The sequence below is a fragment of the Gammaproteobacteria bacterium genome (assembly GCA_016712635.1).
In the GTDB taxonomy this organism is placed as follows: domain Bacteria; phylum Pseudomonadota; class Gammaproteobacteria; order SZUA-140; family SZUA-140; genus JADJWH01.
Map to the genome: position 1 here is coordinate 109,216 of JADJQS010000001.1, position 19,159 is coordinate 128,374.

General features: G+C 62.4%; 16 protein-coding genes. 11 read left to right on the plus strand and 5 right to left on the minus strand.

Annotated features, from left to right (window positions below):
- The first annotated feature begins 25 nt into the window (after nt 1-25).
- The 11 genes from IPK65_00455 (at nt 26) to IPK65_00505 (ending at nt 14,142) form a co-directional block, all read left to right on the plus strand.
- On the plus strand, nt 26-1,471 hold the full coding sequence (locus IPK65_00455) for an SUMF1/EgtB/PvdO family nonheme iron enzyme (GenBank protein MBK8161658.1): 1,446 nt from the start codon (nt 26-28) through the stop codon (nt 1,469-1,471).
- A 104-nt stretch (nt 1,472-1,575) separates the two neighbouring features.
- Nucleotides 1,576-5,334, plus strand: a complete 3,759-nt coding sequence (locus IPK65_00460; GenBank protein MBK8161659.1) for a tandem-95 repeat protein — start codon at nt 1,576-1,578, stop codon at nt 5,332-5,334.
- Between the two features lie 190 nt (nt 5,335-5,524).
- The gene (locus IPK65_00465) at nt 5,525-6,082 is read left to right on the plus strand and encodes a hypothetical protein (protein ID MBK8161660.1); all 558 of its coding nucleotides are present in this window, start codon (nt 5,525-5,527) and stop codon (nt 6,080-6,082) included.
- A 122-nt stretch (nt 6,083-6,204) separates the two neighbouring features.
- Entirely contained in the window at nt 6,205-6,915 is a 711-nt protein-coding gene (locus IPK65_00470; protein MBK8161661.1) for a hypothetical protein, read from the plus strand.
- Nucleotides 6,822-7,379 carry a hypothetical protein gene (locus tag IPK65_00475; GenBank protein MBK8161662.1) on the plus strand — a complete coding sequence of 186 codons (558 nt, stop codon included), beginning with the start codon at nt 6,822-6,824 and terminating at the stop codon, nt 7,377-7,379. Before IPK65_00470 ends, IPK65_00475 begins: the two co-directional genes overlap by 94 nt.
- Nucleotides 7,376-8,920, plus strand: coding sequence for a hypothetical protein (locus IPK65_00480; GenBank protein ID MBK8161663.1), 1,545 nt, complete (start codon nt 7,376-7,378; stop codon nt 8,918-8,920). The genes IPK65_00475 and IPK65_00480 overlap by 4 nt, the downstream gene beginning before the upstream one ends.
- Before the next feature lie 173 nt (nt 8,921-9,093).
- The gene (locus IPK65_00485; GenBank protein ID MBK8161664.1) at nt 9,094-9,516 is read left to right on the plus strand and encodes a hypothetical protein; all 423 of its coding nucleotides are present in this window, start codon (nt 9,094-9,096) and stop codon (nt 9,514-9,516) included.
- A 121-nt stretch (nt 9,517-9,637) separates the two neighbouring features.
- A complete protein-coding gene (locus IPK65_00490; GenBank protein ID MBK8161665.1) occupies nt 9,638-11,608 on the plus strand; it encodes an SGNH/GDSL hydrolase family protein in 1,971 nt (656 codons plus the stop codon).
- Between the two features lie 12 nt (nt 11,609-11,620).
- Nucleotides 11,621-12,007, plus strand: a complete 387-nt coding sequence (locus IPK65_00495; GenBank protein ID MBK8161666.1) for a hypothetical protein — start codon at nt 11,621-11,623, stop codon at nt 12,005-12,007.
- A gap of 131 nt (nt 12,008-12,138) precedes the next feature.
- Nucleotides 12,139-12,936, plus strand: coding sequence for a PIG-L family deacetylase (locus IPK65_00500; protein ID MBK8161667.1), 798 nt, complete (start codon nt 12,139-12,141; stop codon nt 12,934-12,936).
- A 21-nt stretch (nt 12,937-12,957) separates the two neighbouring features.
- Nucleotides 12,958-14,142, plus strand: coding sequence for a glycosyltransferase (locus IPK65_00505; GenBank protein MBK8161668.1), 1,185 nt, complete (start codon nt 12,958-12,960; stop codon nt 14,140-14,142).
- Between the two features lie 6 nt (nt 14,143-14,148).
- On the opposite strand, the gene IPK65_00510 is transcribed toward IPK65_00505, so the two are convergent.
- From IPK65_00510 to rfbF, 5 genes are read right to left on the minus strand one after another with little or no spacing between them, the layout of a single operon-like run.
- Nucleotides 14,149-15,459 carry a DUF4910 domain-containing protein gene (locus tag IPK65_00510; GenBank protein MBK8161669.1) on the minus strand — a complete coding sequence of 437 codons (1,311 nt, stop codon included), beginning with the start codon at nt 15,457-15,459 and terminating at the stop codon, nt 14,149-14,151.
- A gap of 56 nt (nt 15,460-15,515) precedes the next feature.
- A complete protein-coding gene (rfbC, locus tag IPK65_00515) occupies nt 15,516-16,049 on the minus strand; it encodes a dTDP-4-dehydrorhamnose 3,5-epimerase (protein MBK8161670.1) in 534 nt (177 codons plus the stop codon).
- Nucleotides 16,046-17,296, minus strand: coding sequence for a methyltransferase domain-containing protein (locus tag IPK65_00520; protein MBK8161671.1), 1,251 nt, complete (start codon nt 17,294-17,296; stop codon nt 16,046-16,048). Before IPK65_00520 ends, rfbC begins: the two co-directional genes overlap by 4 nt.
- Entirely contained in the window at nt 17,283-18,341 is a 1,059-nt protein-coding gene (rfbG, locus tag IPK65_00525; GenBank protein ID MBK8161672.1) for a CDP-glucose 4,6-dehydratase, read from the minus strand. The genes IPK65_00520 and rfbG overlap by 14 nt, the downstream gene beginning before the upstream one ends.
- On the minus strand, nt 18,342-19,109 hold the full coding sequence (gene rfbF / locus IPK65_00530; protein ID MBK8161673.1) for a glucose-1-phosphate cytidylyltransferase: 768 nt from the start codon (nt 19,107-19,109) through the stop codon (nt 18,342-18,344).
- Nucleotides 19,110-19,159: the final 50 nt, after the last annotated feature.

Here is a 19,159-nt window from a genome sequence, read left to right on the forward strand (position 1 = left end):
CGAGAACATTGAGAGGACAAGCCCGATGAACAGAACTTATTCCCTGATAGCCGCGTTCGTGACCTTGGCGGTGATCACCACGTCCCCGTTGGCGGGCGAGCTGAATACCGACACGGACAACACCCTGAACGTCTTCGTCTCCGGGACGGCCGCGGTCGCCGCCGACGTAAACGAAAACTTCGCAGAGGTGGCGGACGCCGTCAACGACAACAACGCGCGCATAGACGCCAACACGGCGGCCATCACGACCAACACGACTGCCATCACCGGCCTGCAGACCAACAAGCTCAACAGCGCGGATCTGGGCGCGGCGCTCGATACGGCGACGACGACCTCGGGCAATACCGTCGACGGCAACGCGGCGGACATCCTGATCAATTCGACCGCGATCGGCATCCACACCACCGCCATCAGCACCAATGCGGCGAACATCGCCGATAATGCCGCCGACATCACGGCCAACACGGCCGCCATCATCGTCAACACGGCGGATATCGCCACCAACGCCGCGAACATTACCGCGAACACGAATGCGATCGCCGGCAAGCTCAGCACCGGCGCGCTCGGCACCGCGCTCGATACCACGACCACCACGCTGGGTAACTCCATCGACGGAAACGCCACCGCGATCACCGCCAACACCGCGGCCATCGCTGACAACGCCACCGACATCTCGACCAACGCCGACGCCATCCTGGATCTGCAGCAGCATGCCAACCGGACGGGCATCGCCTGCGCCGGAAACGACGCCAGCGACATCATGGTTCGCGTGGGCCCGCTGTGCGTCGACGCCTATGAGGCCAGCGTATGGGACACCTCCCAGGGCGGGGGCACGCAATCCGGCGTCGGGTCCGACAACTATCTCTGCGATGACAACGGCAACGACTGCAGCGCCAGCGCGGCGAATCCCATCTATGCCCGCAGCGAGGTGAACAGAACTCCGTCGTCCTATATCACCTGGTTCCAGGCCCTGCAGGCCTGCGCCAACGCCGGCAAGCGCCTGCTGACCAATGCCGAATGGCAGATGGCCGCAGCAGGCACGCTGGACGCGAACTGCACCGGCGGCGCGGGATTGACCGGCGATCGCGCCTCCTGCGTTTCGAACTGGGGCGTCTACGACATGGCCGGCAACGTGGACGAGTGGGTCGCCGACTGGATGCAGGGCGCGCGAACGACGACGCACAGCAACGTCGCCATAAGCGCCGACACCTCCACCGTAACTTCTACCACCACGGTTGTCGTGCCTACGTATGCATCCGGCAATCTGGGGGCGGGCTACGGCAGCGATGCCGTGGCCGGTGTGCAACAATCCACATTCTTCGACCAAAGCGCTGGCGGTGGTGCAGGCACGTTCGCAGCATCGAATTTCCCGGCTGCGATCTATCGCGGTGCGAGCGGCATCTTCACGTTCAACGCCGCGTTCTCGCCGTCGTCTTACGACAACTCCACGGGCTTCCGTTGCGCCCGTTGAGATACGTCTGACTTGTCACACACGGTTGGGCCCTCCCGGGCCCAACCGTTTTTAGAATGAACGAGAACCCTTCCCGGCCCACGATGTATAGCTCTCGGCGCATTATGTCTGTCCGTTTCCCGGCGCTGATGATCACCCTGCTCGCGCTGACCGCCTGCGGCGGCGGTTCCTCGGGCGGCGGCTCGGGCGATACGTCTCCCCAGGCCGGGTCCAGCACCTTTATCACGCAGGAGAACACCCCGGGCACCGGCCTTTTCAACGCCACCGTCGCCGCCGGGCGCACGCCCACATACACCATCGTCCAGAACGGCACGCGCGGCACGGCCGTGGTGTCCGACCAGGCCGCCGGCGAGTTCACCTACACACCAAACGTCGACGTCACCGGCAGCGACGCCTTCACCTACAAGGTCAACGACGGCGTCGAGGATTCGAACGTCGCGGTGGTATCCGTCGTCATCGTCAAATCTGCGCCTATCGCCGTGGACGATGCCGTCACAATGGACGAAGACACGCCGGTGACCGTCGACGTCCTGGCCAATGACTCCGGCAACGGCCACCCTCTCGACACATCGAGCGTGACACTGGTGCTGCCGCCCGCACGCGGCAACGCCACCGTCAATCCCGGCGGCAACATCACGTATGCGCCTGCGGCCAACGCGAACGGGACGGATTCCTTTACATATACAGTCAAGAACGACGCCGGCGGCACTTCTAACGCGGCGCGGGTCACGCTCACGATCACGCCGGCCAATGACCCTCCGGTCGTCGCGGATGACAACTTTGCCGTTCTGGAGGACAGCACGACCAGCCTGGCGGTCCTGACCAACAACGGCAACGGAGTGGACGCGGATCCCGACGGCGACGCGCTCACCATCAGCGCCGTCGGTGTGCCCGATAATGGAGGTAACGTTGGTATTAATGGCGCGCAGACGGCGCTGATCTATGCCCCGGCCGCCGATTTCTTCGGCACGGAGACATTCACCTATACCGTCAGCGACGGCCACGGCGGTTTCGACACCGCCACCGTCGCCGTTATCGTCGCCCCGGTGAACGACGACCCGGCAGCTCGGGACGACGCCTTCAGCGTGGCGGAGGACAGCACCACCACGCTCTCCGTACTCGCCGACAACGGTAATGGTGCGGACCTCGACATCGATGGAGGAGCGCTCACCATCGTAGGCGTCAGCCTGACCAGCCAGGGCGGAAGTCTCAGCCTGAACGCCGGGAATACCGCGCTGATTTATACTCCGACCGCCGATTTCTTCGGTATCGAGACCTTTACCTATACAGTCAGCGACGGCCAGGGCGGGACCGATTCCGCCATAGCCACAGTGACAGTCACACCCGTCAACGACCCCCCTGTAGCCAGGGACGATGACCTGATCGTGGCCGAAGACAGCACCACGCTGCTGGCACTGCTGGCCGACAACGGCAACGGCCCCGATACGGATGTCGACGGCGGCACGCTTGTGATCACGGACGTCGGCATCACCAGCCAGGGCGGCGACGCGGTGATCAACGGCGCCGGCGATGCCGTGATGTACAGCCCCGCGGCCGACTTCTTCGGCACCGAAACCTTCACCTACACCGTCAGCGACGGCCAGGGAGGGACGGACACCGCGCTGGTTACGATGACGGTTACCGCGATCAATGATGCCCCGATCGGCCGGGACGACGTCTTTACCGTCGCCTTCAACAGCAGCAACAACACCCTGGCCGTGCTTGCGGACAACGGCAGCGGCGCGGACACGGACGCGGACAACGACGAGATTGCCGTCGTTTCCGCCGGCACACCGGATCATGGCGGCTCTGTCTCGCCCAATCCCGCGCAGGACGCCCTGATCTACACGCCTCCGGCCGGATTCATCGGCAACGAATCCTTCACCTATACCATCAGCGATGGAAACGGCGGCGTGGATACCGCCGCGGTGACCGTAAATTCTGCCTTCACCGACAACTTCAGCAGCGGCACGGCCAACTGGACGTTCGTCAGCGACAGCGGATCGTCATCCTCGTGGACGACCGTGAGCGGCGCGCTGCGCCAGCTGAACAGGGTTGAGAGCGTCAACGCATTCGATCAGAGCTTCCACAAGGGGACATACGCCTATTACACCGCCGGCACGTCCCTGACGAATTACCGGTTCAGCGCGGACGCGCTGTACCTGGGCGCCGGGTTGCAGGACGACATCGGCGTCATGTTCCGCTATCAGAACAGCAACAATTACTATCGCCTGTCCATGAACACGCGTTACGGTTTCACGCGGCTCGAAAAGAAGGTCGCCGGAATATTCACTCCCCTGGCGGTGAATGCCCGCGGCTACGATGACGGCCAGGTGCTCAACTTCACCATCGAAGTCCAGGGCGCACTCATCCGGATCTGGATCAACGGCGATCCCGCCTTCGCCCTGCAGGATGCGAGCCTTGGCTCCGGCTCCGTCGCGCTATACACCCAGGACACGGCGTCCTTCGATAATGTGCGGATCGAGGGGATCCCGGCAGATCCGTCCGTCGTACTCGCAACGCCCGTTGCCCAGACGGTCGAAACGTCAAGCTCCCTGTCGGTCTCCGCCATCGCCGGCAACGTACCGGCAGGCGGCGGGGTGGAATTCCTGCTTGATGGAACAGACTCCGTCCTGGACACCAGCTTCCCGTATCAGGCCGCCTTCACCGGCGTCCCGCCGGGTGACCATACCGTCGAAGCTGTATTGCGCGATGCATCTAACGTCGAGCTTGCGCGGGATACCAACGCACTCGTGGGCGCACAGGGACGTTACTTCCTCGCCTTCGGCGACAGCATCATGAACGGGGAGGATGACAATTACGCCGCGGACAACCAGAACGGGCGCATCCTGGGTTCGCAGGGTATCGCGGCCAATCTTGCCGGCCTGCTCGAATCCTCACTCGCCGATCCCGTGATCGTTTACAACGAAGGGATCGGAGGGGATGAGTCGGCCGATGCGGCGTTCACCCGCGTCGATTCGATCATCGAGCGTCATCCTGGCGCCCAGGATGCACTGGTCATGTTAGGTACGAATGATTCCCTGGCCAGCATCCCCAGCGGCAGCGGCTGCTCCGGCGGCGCGTGTAGCGGGACCTTCAAGGGCAATATGCAATCTCTCGCCAACACCCTCGCGGCGGCGGGCAGCACCGTGTACATCGCGACCCCGCCGCCGGTATTCGGGGTATCCACACCGTTTGCGAACCCGGCGGCCCACGCCACCAACACCCGTATCCAGCAATACCGTACCGTGATCACCACCGAACTCAGCAACACCGAGGATGGGCCGGATTTCTACGATTATTTCCTGGGCGCTGGCGACAACCGATTCAGCCTGTTCTCCGATATCTGGCATCCCAACGCCCTGGGCCACGTCGTCATGGCGCATCTCTGGCACAACGCGATCAATCCGGGGGATCCTGTCTCACTGCCATTCATCCTGAACGACCTGGCGCCGTCCACGATTTCACCCTATTTGAAACAGAACCTGATCGAGGTCGGAGACGAGTACTACATCGACAGAAGCTATACGCTGAACGGCATCCCCGCGGGACTCGCCGATGGCATCTGGGTGATGACGGCCAACGGCGATTCCGGCAACACCTCGGCGAGTTACCTCACGTTCAACCTTGATCGGGCAGCGACGGTCTACATCGCCTACGATGCCGGCGCCACAACAACACCTGACTGGATGAGTGCCTTCACGGACACCGGGCTGATATTGGGCACAACGGACCCCTTCTCACCTGCCCTTGAAATATACAGCCGCACCTACGCCGCCGGCCCTGTTTCCCTCGGCGGCAACCTGGCCAGCGGCGCCAGTGGATCGAACTCAAACTACCTGGTAATCGTCAAGCCCAATTAAACACCGGCGCGTCATTTCTCTGTCACGGCGATGGTGTTAAACTAGCAGGCCTTGTCGGGGTTGAGGATCGCCAGCAACCAGCACCAGCCAGTTCACTCGCAGACGATTATCAAAATAATAATAATAAAAAGAACAAATAATTCAATGAGTTGTACATATAAATCGGTACGCGCTATATTGCCGAAAGCTCATGAGAGAGACACCCTATACACCGCTCACGTCCGACCAGGGAAGCAGGCCGGTTCGCCGCCTGTCCCCGCAATACCAGCGGATGATGGCAGGCTTTACCGGACTGGCATGCCTCCTTGTTCTCCTTTTTAGCTATACAAATCAATCACTCGCAGCAACTCTCAACGGCACGAACAACACCTCGCCGGCGAGCGTAAACCTGAGCACCGAGGGCAGCGCGGACTGGGCGCACTGGGCCCTGACCAACGCCGCGAGCTTCAATCACAAGTCCGGCATCACCCAGCAGATCAGCAACTACACCCGTATCGGCCCGGTCAATCCCGGCCGCTTCGTCTCCGCCAACCAATTCACTCCACCTGACCGGCGGCACACCCACCGCCACTGCGACCAACACCGGCGCCGGCCTCTTCACCGGCAGCAACAACGGCTTCAGCGTCACCGTCCCGGCCAGTACCACCGCCAAGACCCTGCGCCTCTACCTCGGCGGCTGGAAGGCGCGCGGCCAGCTCCAGGCGACCCTGAGCGACGGCAGCGCCGCGCCCTACGTCACCACCATTGATAATCCGTCCGGATCGATCAACCGGGTCGTCACCCTCGACTTCAGTGCCGCCGGCGCTGCCACGCTCACCGTCTCCTACACCATCGTCACCGACTACGGCCTCGGTGGAAACATCACCCCTCATGGCCGCCACGCTCATCACCAACCAGCCGCCGGTGCTCGCCCCGATCAGCAACCCAGCGCGTCGTCGCGGACACCCCGCTCAGCTTCGGCATCAGCGCCACCGACACGGACGGACCCGCGCCCCTGACCCTGTCCGCCGCGGACCTGCCAACCGGCGCGACGTTTACCGACCACCTCAATGGCACCGGCACCTTCAGCTGGACTCCGACCAGGCGGAGGTCGCCGGCAGTCCCTACGCGGTCACCTTCACCGCCGCCGCCGGCAACGGGCTCATCGCCAGCCAGACGGTCAGCCTCACCGTCACGGCCAATCAACCGCCGGTGCTCGCTCCGATCGGCAACCGGACGGTGCTTGCGAACACGTCCCTCGCCTTCGGCATCAGCGCCACCGACAGCGACGGACCGGCACCGCTGACGCTGGCCGCCGCCGGCCTGCCCGGCAGTGCGACCTTCACCGATCACCTCAACGGCACCGGCACCTTCAACTGGACCCCGAGCGAGGCGGACGTCGCCGGCAGTCCCTATACGGTCACCTTCACGGCCACCGGCGGCCGCGGGCTCGTGGGCAGTGAGACCATCGCCATTACGGTCACCGCCCGGCGATCAATCAGCCTCCGGTGCTCGCCCCGGTCAGCAACCAGAGCATCGTGGCGGACACGCTGCTCAGTTTCGCCATCAGCGCCACGGACAGCGACGGACCCGCCCCGCTGACGCTGTCCGCCTCCGGCCTGCCCGGCGGCGCCAGCTTCACCGACAATCTCAACGGCACCGGCACCTTCGGCTGGACGCCCACCAACGCCAGTGTCGGCGGCAGTCCGTATTCGGTCACCTTCACCGCAACGGATGGCGGCAATCTCACCGCCAGCCAGACGATCAGCCTCACCGTCACGGCCAATCAGCCTCCGGTGCTCGCTCCGATCAGCAACCAGAGCATCGTCGCAGGGACAGCGCTCAGCTTCGGCGTCAGCGCCACCGACAGCGACGGACCCGCCCCGCTGACGCTGTCCGCCTCCGGCCTGCCCGGCGGCGCCGGCTTCACCGATAACCTCAATGGCACCGGCACCTTCAACTGGACACCCACCGGCGCGGACGTCGCCGGCAGCCCTTACACCGTCACCTTTACCGCCACCGGCGGCAACGCCTCACCGCCAGCCAGGCCATCACCCTTACAGTGACACCGGCGGCGGGACATCTGCTGGGCACGAACAACACCTCGCCGGCGAGCGTAAACCTGAGCACCGAGGGCAGCGCGGACTGGGCGCACTGGGCCCTGACCAACGCCGCGAGCTTCAATCACAAGTCCGGCATCACCCAGCAGATCAGCAACTACACCCGTATCGGCCCGGTCAATCCCGGCCGCTTCGTCTCCGCCAACCAATTCACCTCCACCTGGACCGGCGGCACACCCACCGCCACTGCGACCAACACCGGCGCCGGCCTCTACATCACCGGCAACAACAACGGCTTCAGCGTCACCGTCCCGGCCAGTACCACCGCCAAGACCCTGCGCCTCTACCTCGGCGGCTGGAAGGCGCGCGGCCAGCTCCAGGCGACCCTGAGCGACGGCAGCGCCGCGCCCTACGTCACCACCATTGATAATCCGTCCGGATCGATCAACCGGGTCGTCACCCTCGACTTCAGTGCCGCCGGCGCTGCCACGCTCACCGTCTCCTACACCATCGTCACCGACTACGGCCTCGGTGGAAACATCACCCTCATGGCCGCCACGCTCATCACCAACCAGCCGCCGGTGCTCGCCCCGATCAGCAACCAGAGCGTCGTCGCGGACACCCCGCTCAGCTTCGGCGTCAGCGCCACCGACACGGACGGACCTGCGCCCCTGACCCTGTCCGCCGCGGACCTGCCAACCGGCGCGACGTTTACCGACCACCTCAACGGCACCGGCACCTTCAGCTGGACTCCGACCGGGGCGGAGGTCGCCGGCAGTCCCTACGCGGTCACCTTCACCGCCGCCGCCGGCAACGGGCTCATCGCCAGCCAGACGGTCAGCCTCACCGTCACGGCCAATCAACCGCCGGTGCTCGCTCCGATCGGCAACCGGACGGTGCTTGCGAACACGTCCCTCGCCTTCGGCATCAGCGCCACCGACAGCGACGGACCGGCACCGCTGACGCTGGCCGCCGCCGGCCTGCCCGGCAGTGCGACCTTCACCGATCACCTCAACGGCACCGGCACCTTCAACTGGACCCCGAGCGAGGCGGACGTCGCCGGCAGTCCCTATACGGTCACCTTCACGGCCACCGGCGGCAACGGGCTCGTGGGCAGTGAGACCATCGCCATTACGGTCACCGCCCCGGCGATCAATCAGCCTCCGGTGCTCGCCCCGGTCAGCAACCAGAGCATCGTGGCGGACACGCTGCTCAGTTTCGCCATCAGCGCCACGGACAGCGACGGACCCGCCCCGCTGACGCTGTCCGCCTCCGGCCTGCCCGGCGGCGCCAGCTTCACCGACAATCTCAACGGCACCGGCACCTTCGGCTGGACGCCCACCAACGCCAGTGTCGGCGGCAGTCCGTATTCGGTCACCTTCACCGCAACGGATGGCGGCAATCTCACCGCCAGCCAGACGATCAGCCTCACCGTCACGGCCAATCAGCCTCCGGTGCTCGCTCCGATCAGCAACCAGGCATCGTCGCAGGGACAGCGCTCAGCTTCGGCGTCAGCGCCACCGACAGCGACGGACCCGCCCCGCTGACGCTGTCCGCCTCCGGCCTGCCCGGCGGCGCCGGCTTCACCGATAACCTCAATGGCACCGGCACCTTCAACTGGACACCCACCGGCGCGGACGTCGCCGGCAGCCCCTACACCGTCACCTTTACCGCCACCGGCGGCAACGGGCTCACCGCCAGCCAGGCAATCACCCTTACAGTGACACCGGCGGCGGGACATCTGCTGGGCACGAACAACACCTCGCCGGCGAGCGTAAACCTGAGCACCGAGGGCAGCGCGGACTGGGCGCACTGGGCCCTGACCAACGCCGCGAGCTTCAATCACAAGTCCGGCATCACCCAGCAGATCAGCAACTACACCCGTATCGGCCCGGTCAATCCCGGCCGCTTCGTCTCCGCCAACCAATTCACCTCCACCTGGACCGGCGGCACCCACCGCCACTGCGACCAACACCGGCGCCGGCCTCTACATCACCGGCAACAACAACGGCTTCAGCGTCACCGTCCCGGCCAGTACCACCGCCAAGACCCTGCGCCTCTACCTCGGCGGCTGGAAGGCGCGCGGCCAGCTCCAGGCGACCCTGAGCGACGGCAGCGCCGCGCCCTACGTCACCACCATTGATAATCCGTCCGGATCGATCAACCGGGTCGTCACCCTCGACTTCAGTGCCGCCGGTGCTGCCACGCTCACTGTCTCCTACACCATCGTCACCGACTACGGCCTCGGCGGAAACATCACCCTCATGGCCGCCACGCTGGTGACGCACCCGGACCCCGGACCGCTCCCGCTGACGGAAAACTTCAATAACGGCGCCGGCAACTGGACGATCGTGGACGACAGCACGAAAACCTCCTCATGGGCGATCATCGGCGGCGCGCTGCAGGAACAAAACGGCGTCGAGACGCGTCCCGGCGCGTTCGACCAGAGTTATCACAAGGGCACCTACGCCTTCTATACGCCCGGGACGGGCCTCTACAACTATCGCTTCAGTGTCGATGCCCTCTATCTCTCAGCCGGGCAGGCCGACGATATCGGCATCATGTTCCGCTACCAGAACAACAACAATTACTATCGCCTGTCGATGAATTCACGCTATGGATTCACGCGCCTGGAGAAAAAGGTATCCGGGACGTTCAGTCCGCTCGCCGTAAACGCACGCGGTTATCTTTTCGGCGAGCTGTTGAGTTTTACCATCGAGGTCAACGGCAGCCAGATCCAGGTTTGGCTCAACAATGAACCGCTCTTCGCGGTCCAGGACACCAGCCTTGCCTCCGGTACCGTCGCACTCTATGCCCAGGATAAATCCTCGTTCGACAACATGAGCATCGGCTCGCCCTCCACAGTACCCGCGGTCGTGCTTAACACTCCGGCCACGGCGAGCGTCACGCCTACTGGAGTGCTTGTCACTTCCGCCATCGCCACCAGCGTGCCGGCGGGCGGCGGTGTCGAGTTCCTGCTGGACGGCACGAGCTCCATCCTGGATACAGCAGCGCCCTATCTCGCGACCTTCGCCGGCGTACCCCAAGGCGGCGAGCACACTGTCGAGGCAATCCTGCGCGACGCCGCCACTACAGAGCTGACGCGGGATACCAACACCCTGATCGGAACACAGGGTCGATATATCCTCGCCCTCGGCGACAGCATAACCAACGGCGAGGGTGACAAATACGATGCCGACAATGAAACTGCCCGGATCGTCGGTTTCCAGGGTTATGTAAGCGAGCTGGCCGAGATGCTGGAAAACTCGTTGCCGATGCCGGTTCTCATCTACAACGAGGGCATCGGCGGCGACGAATCCGCCGACACCGCCTTCACCCGCATCAACTCGATCCTGGCCCGGCACCCGGGCGCCAATCAGGTGCTGCTGCAGTTGGGCACCAACGACGCCCTTGCCAGCATCCCGAGCGGCCTCGGCTGCACGGGAACCGCATGCAACGGTACCTATAAGGGAAATATGCAATCCCTCATCGATACCCTGACCACGGCCGGTTACACGGTCTATGTCGCCCTGCCGCCACCGATCTTCGGTACCTCGGCCCCGTTTACCGACCCTGCCACGGCCAGCAGGAACACAAGCTACATTCTGCCGTATCATTCCGTGATCAACAGCGAACTGAGCAACCGCCAGCCCGGCCCCAACTTCTACAATTATTTCCTCGGCTCGGGCTCGAACCGCTTCAGTCTCTTCTATGACGTCTGGCACCCCAATTCCCTAGGACACAAGGTGATGAGCTACCTGTGGCACAACGCCTTGAATCCCGGCTCGGCGTTACCCTTGCCTTTCGTGCTCGACAACCTTTCCACATCGACCACGGCACCCTACTTAAAGCAGAATCTGCTGGAAAACGGTGACTTCTATTACGTCGACAAGGCCTATACCCTGACGAGCATCCCGTCGATCCTCAACAACGGCCGCTGGATCATGACTGCCGATGCCGATGTCGGTAACGCCTCGACCGGTTATCTCAGTTTCACCGTCGATCGCCCGGTCACGGTTTATATCGCATACGACGCAGGAGCGACAAGTCTTCCGAACTGGATGAGCGCCTATACGATGACCGGCCTGACAGTGGGCACCAGTGACTTGCTCGCGCCGACGCTGAACCTGTACAGCCGCGTTTATACAGCGGGCACAGTGACGCTCGGCGGCAACATGGCGACCGGGAGCAACGGCGCCTTGGCTAATTACGTAGTGATCGTGGTCGAAAACTAGGAGATAACGTCCATGCACCGCATCCGAACTATCATTCTTTCACTCACTGCATGCCTGTTTCTTCCGACCATATTGGCTGCCCCGGCTGCCAGCATGAGCGCAATAGAGTCCGAAGCCGGAACCGTGTTGCTCAGGTACTTCAGTGCCCTGACCCAAGGAGACACAGCGGCCTTGCGGTCTTTGATGGGCGGAGAGCTGCTCGCGAAGCGGTCCAGACTGCTGGACAACCCTGCCTACCCCGGGCACCTCATCCAAACCTACGGGCAGGCCCATTACACGATTACGAAATACAGCGCGCTGGATGACACTACGGTCTCGATTGACGCCATTATTACGATGTCACCGGAGGAATCGATCAACAAGCGCTTCCTGCTGAAAAGGAAGCCGGATCGGATATGATCTCTCCGCAGTTTCTGATCTACGACGAGACCGCCGAGCAATAAGTACCACCCAGCGAAGAGCCGAAGATAGACGCCCCGGCGCGGATCTATTCCGCGGCGCAGTGCACAGGAATGGACCTCCCGGCCGACATGACCAGCGCCACCACCTCCATCCACGCCCCTTCAATCCTCATTGTCGCCCACCCCGACGATGAAGCACTTTGGCTGAGTTCGGTCCTCGAGCGTGTTGACCGGATCGTCTTCTGCTTCCAGGACTGCGCGGCAGCGCCCCGGCTGGGTCCGGGCCGGGCCCTGCTGTTGAGGGAGTATCCGCTACGCAATGTCATCAATCTGGGCCTGGAGGAGGCGTTGTCGTTCAACACTGCAAACTGGGAGCGGCCACAGCTCGACCACCACGGCATTCACATCGCGCGGGACAGCGAGGTGCGCGCAAGATACGAAGACAACTTTCACAAACTGACGAAATTGCTGGCACCGATGCTGACGGGTTACCGCACCGTCTTCACCCACAATCCCTGGGGCGAGTACGGCCACGAGGATCATATCCAGGTTTATCGGGTCCTGAAGACGCTACAGGAACAGCTCGGCTTCGAGCTCTGGTTTTCCAATTATTGCAGCCAGAAATCCGTGCTCTTGATGCTTGAGCATGTTTCCGGATTTACCAGCGACTACACCACTCTGCCAACGAACGTCGAGCTGGCGCACACTTTGCGTGATCTCTACAAGAAGCACGGATGCTGGACCTGGTATAACGATTATCAATGGTTCAGTGAGGAATCTCTCATGCCTGATTCCGCACTCGGCACCGGCGGCCTCGCACACGGCCATATCTTTCCCGTCAACATGCTCAAGACGGATTTCCCCAATGCATACGCTGCAGGCGGTGGAATTGCACGCTCGTTGCGCAGGCTGCTTGCGCGACACTAATCTATTGCATCGGAGCATACAATGCTGCGCCGGATCACCCACAGGATAAAGACTGCCTTGGGCAGGCAGCCGCAGGCCGCCAACCGGGCCGTGGTTTCACTCCTCCCGGCCGGGAAACCGCTCGGCAACGTCCTGCTCTCCTATGTGATCGACCCGTTTCTGCGCGGGCCGGCGGTGCCGATCTCTGACAGCCACACCCATCACTGGGAATCATTCCAGATCGCGCAGACGTTTCTGAACCACGGCTACGCGGTCGATGTCGTCAGCTACATGAACTCCACGTTTGTCCCGCAGAAGCGCTACAACTACTTCATCGCCGCGCGCACCCAGCTCGAGCGGATCGCCCGCAGCCTGAACCGGGACTGCGTCATCGTCGCCCACCTGGACACGGCCCACTGGATCACCAGCAACTGTTCCGCCTATGCGCGCCTGCTGGATCTGAAAAACAGGCGCCACACGGGCCTGAAGAACAGCATCAAGCTGATCGAGGCCAATCTTGCCATCGAGCACGCCCATCTGGCAACCGTGCTGGGCAACGACTACACGATAGATACTTACCACTACGCCGGCACGCCGATTTTCCGCATCCCCATCTCCACCACCGCCGTCTACGACTGGGATCCTGCCAAGGATTTCGAACAATGCAGAAAGAACTATCTCTGGTTCGGCAGCAGCGGGTTCGTCCACAAGGGCCTGGATCTGGTGCTGGAGGCCTTCGCGCGCATGCCGGACCACCATCTGACGGTCTGCGGCCCGCTCGATGAGGAGAAGGAATTCGTCGCCATCTATCGCCGGGAGCTGTACGAGACCCGGAACATCCATGCCGAGGGATGGGTCGACGTAAACGGCCACCGGTTCCGCGAGATCACCGCGCAGTGCGCCGGGCTCGTCTACCCGAGCTGCGCGGAAGGCGGCGGCGGCAGCGCCATCACGTGCATGCACGCCGGCATCGTGCCTCTGCTCAGTCGCGAGGCGAGCGTGGACCTGGACGATGAGTGCGGTGTTCTGCTGCGAGATACCAGCGTGGCAGGCATCATGGATGCGGTCAAAGGATTCTCGAATCTACCCGCAGACAAACTGCAGCAGATGGCAAGAAACGCCTGGACGCGCGCGCGCGCGACGCACACCCGGGAGCGTTTTGCGGTGGATTACGACCGGTTTGTTTCCGAGGTATTACTGCCGAAATCGTTCGGCCGGCAACCTTGATAGTTATCAGGCCCGGCTAAGCAGGCCTTTCTCCTCCAGCAGCCTCGCCGTTTCAAGAATGCTGGCGAACGGGATATTTGCCCGTTCTGCAATGTCGAGCATTGAATGCGCGCCGTCGGACTGGTTCAGGATCCAGAGCATCGCCATCTGCTTGCGGGCGGCGTCCTTGTCGCCACCGATCGCGCTGTATAATCCCCGCTTGCCCAGCTGCGGCTCGCACTTCGGCAGGATATTGAGGAAAGATCCATCGTTCTCCAGGATCTCCAGCACCCCGGCCACCATACGATACGACTCCTCGAGGTACTCGGCGCGAACGAAGTCGAGATTGTCGGCCGAGTTGTGGTATTCGGGGAACTTGCCGTACTGACTGCGCTCGAACAGGCCGACCGGCAGGTCGAATGCCGGGGAACAGTACTGCCGCTCGTCGTAGCCGTAAGGGGAGAAATCCTCGATCACGGCCTGCCGTCCGCAGTGTTTCAGCACGTGCTCCACCGCACGATCAACCGCGGCGTTTCCACGCCTGCTGCGCTTGTAGGTCGGTCCGCCGGCGTCGCCGACGCAGGACAGGACCAGGCCATGTCTGATGTGATTGGCCCTGTCTTCGTTGTGCGCAAGCCAGGTAATGGAGCCGATCGTCCCCGGGATGAACAGGAAGCGGTAGGTGTATCGATGTTCCGTGGTGGCGAGGTGCCGGGCGAGGAATGTCGCCAGCGCGATGCCGGACAGGTTGTCGTTGGCGAGCGAGGGATGGCAGATGTGGCAGGAAATCAGGATCTCGTCGTCGCTCATGCCCGGAACAACGTACTCCCCGTACGTCAGATGACCCTGCGAGAAGCCGGAGTCGATGCACACCTTGTACTGCCCGTCGGGCAGTGCGTCGAGCTGTCGCTGACTCAGGCAGAACCCCCAGGTACGGTTGTAATAGGAGGTCCGGTAAGGCACCAGATCGGGCTGGTCGGGCAGCGTGATGAGGTGCGGGCGCAACTCGGCCAGCGACATCGTCCGCTGGACCGGTTCGCTGTAACTTACGACATGGAGATTACACGCCCTGAAGTCGACGAGGCGCTCGCCAGCTTCATTCTTGATGTACGCATCACGTATATTCCACTCCTCCGGTACCGTCCAGTCGAATACACGGGTTCCCGACGGCACTTCGCGCACCTCGAGGGCGATATGATCGCGCACCCGTGCGAGCGTCCGGCGCACGCCCTCTCCGGTGATGCTGCGGCAGATCGGATACAACTCGCGGACCAGCCCATGCATGAGCTCGCCCAGCCCGGGGCTCAGGAGATTCCCGCTTGTCACTCCGCCTGTCATCATCAACTCTTCATCTCGGTATGCCGGACGTGCAGAAGAACGACCTGTTGTCGGGTTCAATCCCTGTAATCCGGCCAGCTTCGGTCGCGTTCGGACAGTATGCGTTGTCCCACGGGCGGCCAGGTTATCCCGAATGCCGGATCGTCCCATCTGACGCCGCGCGCCGCCGCGGGATGGTAGAACTCTGACATCTGGTAGAACACCTCGCTGTCGTCTTCCAGGGTCTGGAATCCGTGGGCGAAGCCCTCCGGTACATACAGCAGATTGCCATCCTGTGCGGACAGCCTGACTGCAACATGATGCCTGTGTGTGGGCGAATCCGGCCGCAGATCGATCACCACATCGTGTATGGCGCCGCGCGTGCAACGAATCAGCTTGACCTCCTGATGCGGTTCCGCCTGATAATGCATCCCGCGCAGAGTACCTCTGTGCCGGTTGAAGGAGGTACCGCACTGGACGAGCGCAGGGCTCAGACCATGCGCCTCGAACTCCCGCCGGCACCAGGTGCGGGCGAAATACCCGCGCTCGTCCTCACTCCTTTCGGGCAGGATGACGAACACCCCGGCGAGTGCGGCCTCTCGGAACTTCACGGATAGACCCTGATCTCCGGGATCGGCACCAGAAACTGCCCGCCCCACATACGGATTTGCGCCATCTGATTCATGACCTCCTCACGGAGATTCCACGGCAGGATCAGCACATAATCGGGCCGCGTCTCGCTGATCTTGTCCGGGGCGAAGATCGGGATGCGGGTACCGGGCAGGTATAGCCCCTGCTTGTGCGGACTGATGTCCACCGTGTAGTCGAGAAAGTCAGTGCGGATGCCACAGTAATTCAACAGGGTGCTGCCCTGGGCCGGCGCGCCGTAGCCAACGATCCGTTTCCCGTCGCGTTTGGCGCGGATCAGGAATTCCAGCAGCTTGCGCTTGGTCTCGCGGACCTGTTCGCCGAAGGCGGTATAGGTCTCCATGCGATCCAGGCCGTACCCCTGCTCCTGCCGTCGCAGCGCCTCCACGGCGGCTGTCTGGGGCAGATTTCCATTCCCGGAATGGCAGGCGTAGATCCGCAGCGACCCGCCGTGGGTAGGCAGCTGCGCGACGTCGAAGATCCTCAGGCCGTGGTGCGCGAAGACCTTCTCGACAGTGAGCAGGGAGAGATAGGAAAAGTGTTCGTGATAAATGGTATCAAACTGGTTCTCGCTCATCAGGCGCATCAGGTGCGGAAACTCCATGGTAATGACGCCGCGTGCACTGAGGAGGGTCTTCATCCCGGCGACAAAATCATTCAGGGCGGGGACGTGCGCGAGGACATTGTTGCCTACCAGAAGGTCGGCCTGCACACCGTCCGCCACCAGGCCCATGGCCGTCTGGGCCCCGAAAAATTTGACCACCGTAGGGATGCCGGCCTGCTGCGCTACCTTGGCGACGTTCTCTGCCGGCTCGATTCCCAGCACCGGGATACCGGCCTGCTTGAAATCACGCAGCAGGTAACCGTCGTTGCTGGCGATCTCCACCACCTGCCAGGTCGCGTCCATCGCGAATCGATTGACCATCTCGCGGGCATACCGCCTCGCATGGTCGAGCCAGCTGGCCGAATACGAGGAAAAATATGCGTAGTCTGTGAAGATCTCGGAGGGGCTCTGGAACTCCTCCAGTTGCACCAGAAAACAGGACCCGCAGACATGGGCATGCAGGGGAAAGAACGGCTCCATCCTGCGCAGCTTGTCCGCAGTCAGGTAGGCATTCGACAGAGGCGACATACCCAGGTCGACAAACGTATGGATCAGTGCTGCATCACAGAACCGGCATGTCGGCACCGCATTGTTATTTTTTTTCATAGACCGCAATCTCGTTCATGGTGTAATCACGCATATCCTGCCCGTTCTGAAAGGCGCGGTACCAGTCAACAACCCGCGCCAGCCCCTCGGCCAGGGTCATCTTCGGCCGCCAGCCGAGCACGCTCTGTGCCTTGCTGCAATCCAGTTTCAGATGGCGTGCCTCGTGCGGTTGCTCCGATGGATCAAGCTTCCAAGTTGAATCCCCGCCCCACATCTGGGCCATCCTCTCCACAATCCAGGCGACCGGCTGCACATCGGCACTCTCCGGACCGAAGTTCCATCCTTCGCCCATGGCAACCCCACGCTCGTAACTCGCCTCCACCAGCGTCAGGTAGCCGTTGAGCGGTTCCAGCACGTGCTGCCACGGACGAATGGCGACGGGATTGCGGATGATTGCGGGCCGGCCCTGCATGAAGGCCTGCACGATATCGGGTATCAGTCGGTCCTTGGCCCAGTCGCCGCCACCGATGACGTTACCTGCACGCGCGCTCGCCAGCACGACCCGCTGATTGCTCGCGGAGAAATAGGAATTGCGGTAAGCGGCGGTAACCAGTTCAGCGCAGCCCTTGCTGCTCGAATACGGGTCGTAGCCACCCATCGGTTCGTTCTCGCGGTATCCCCAGTGCCACTCGCGGTTTTCGTAGCACTTGTCGCTGGTGATATTGAGTACCGTGCGGACGCCGGGCATCGCGCGCACCGCCTCGAACACGTTGACCGTGCCAATGACGTTCGTCATGTAGGTTTCCACGGGGTGCTCGTAGGAATAGCGCACCAGCGATTGTGCTGCCATATGAATGACAATCTCCGGCTCGTGCTGGCGCAGCACGGCGGCAAGATGCGGCAGGTCGCGGATATCTCCTTCCACGGAGGTCATGCCGCCCGCGACCCGGGCGACCTCGAACAGACTCGGAACTGTCGGGGCCGGCAAGGAATAGCCGACCAGCCGGGCACCGGCCTTCTGCAGCCAGAGCGACAGCCAGCTACCCTTGAAGCCGGTATGGCCCGTAAGCAGGACTCTTTTTCCCTCCCAGAATCCGGGGTTCATTTACCATACCTTCCACGGCGCTCGCCCCGAGGCCCACAGCGCCTCGAGGTCGTTCTTGTCCTTCAGTGAATCCATAGGATGCCAGTATCCCTCATGCAGGAAGGCCGCCAGCTGGCAGTCGCTGGCGAGCCGCTCCATCGGCTCCTTCTCCCAAAAGATATGGTCACCGTCGATATAATCGAGCACCTTGGGCGACAACACAAAATATCCGCCGTTGATCCAGCCGCGATCGCCCTTGGGTTTTTCCTCGAATTTGTGCACGCGCGGGCCGTCCAGGTTCAGCGCACCGAAGCGCCCCGGCATCTGCGTCGCCGTCAGGGTCGCGAGCCGGCCCTGCTGCCGATGGAACTGAATCAGGCTAGTGATATTGACACTACAGACACCGTCCCCGTAGGTGAAGCAGAAATCCTCATCGTCCAGATATGACCTGACACGCCGGAGCCGGCCCCCAGTGCCGGTATTCTCGCCCGTGTCGACCAGCGTGACCCGCCAGGGATCGGTACCGTTCTGGTGCATTTCCATCCGGTTGTTTTTTAGATCGAAAGTGACATCGGACATATGGAGGACATAGTTGGAGAAATACTCCTTGATCACGTATCCCTTGTACCCGCAGCATATAATGAAGTCATTGATCCCATATGCGGAATAAATCTTCATGATGTGCCAGAGAATGGGTTTGCCGCCGACCTCAACCATCGGTTTCGGCTTCAGCTGAGTCTCTTCGCTGATGCGCGTACCCAGACCTCCGGCCAGTATGACAACCTTCATAAACAAGACTCCATAACTACAAGTTGCTTCTAGTCACGATGATTTGGTCC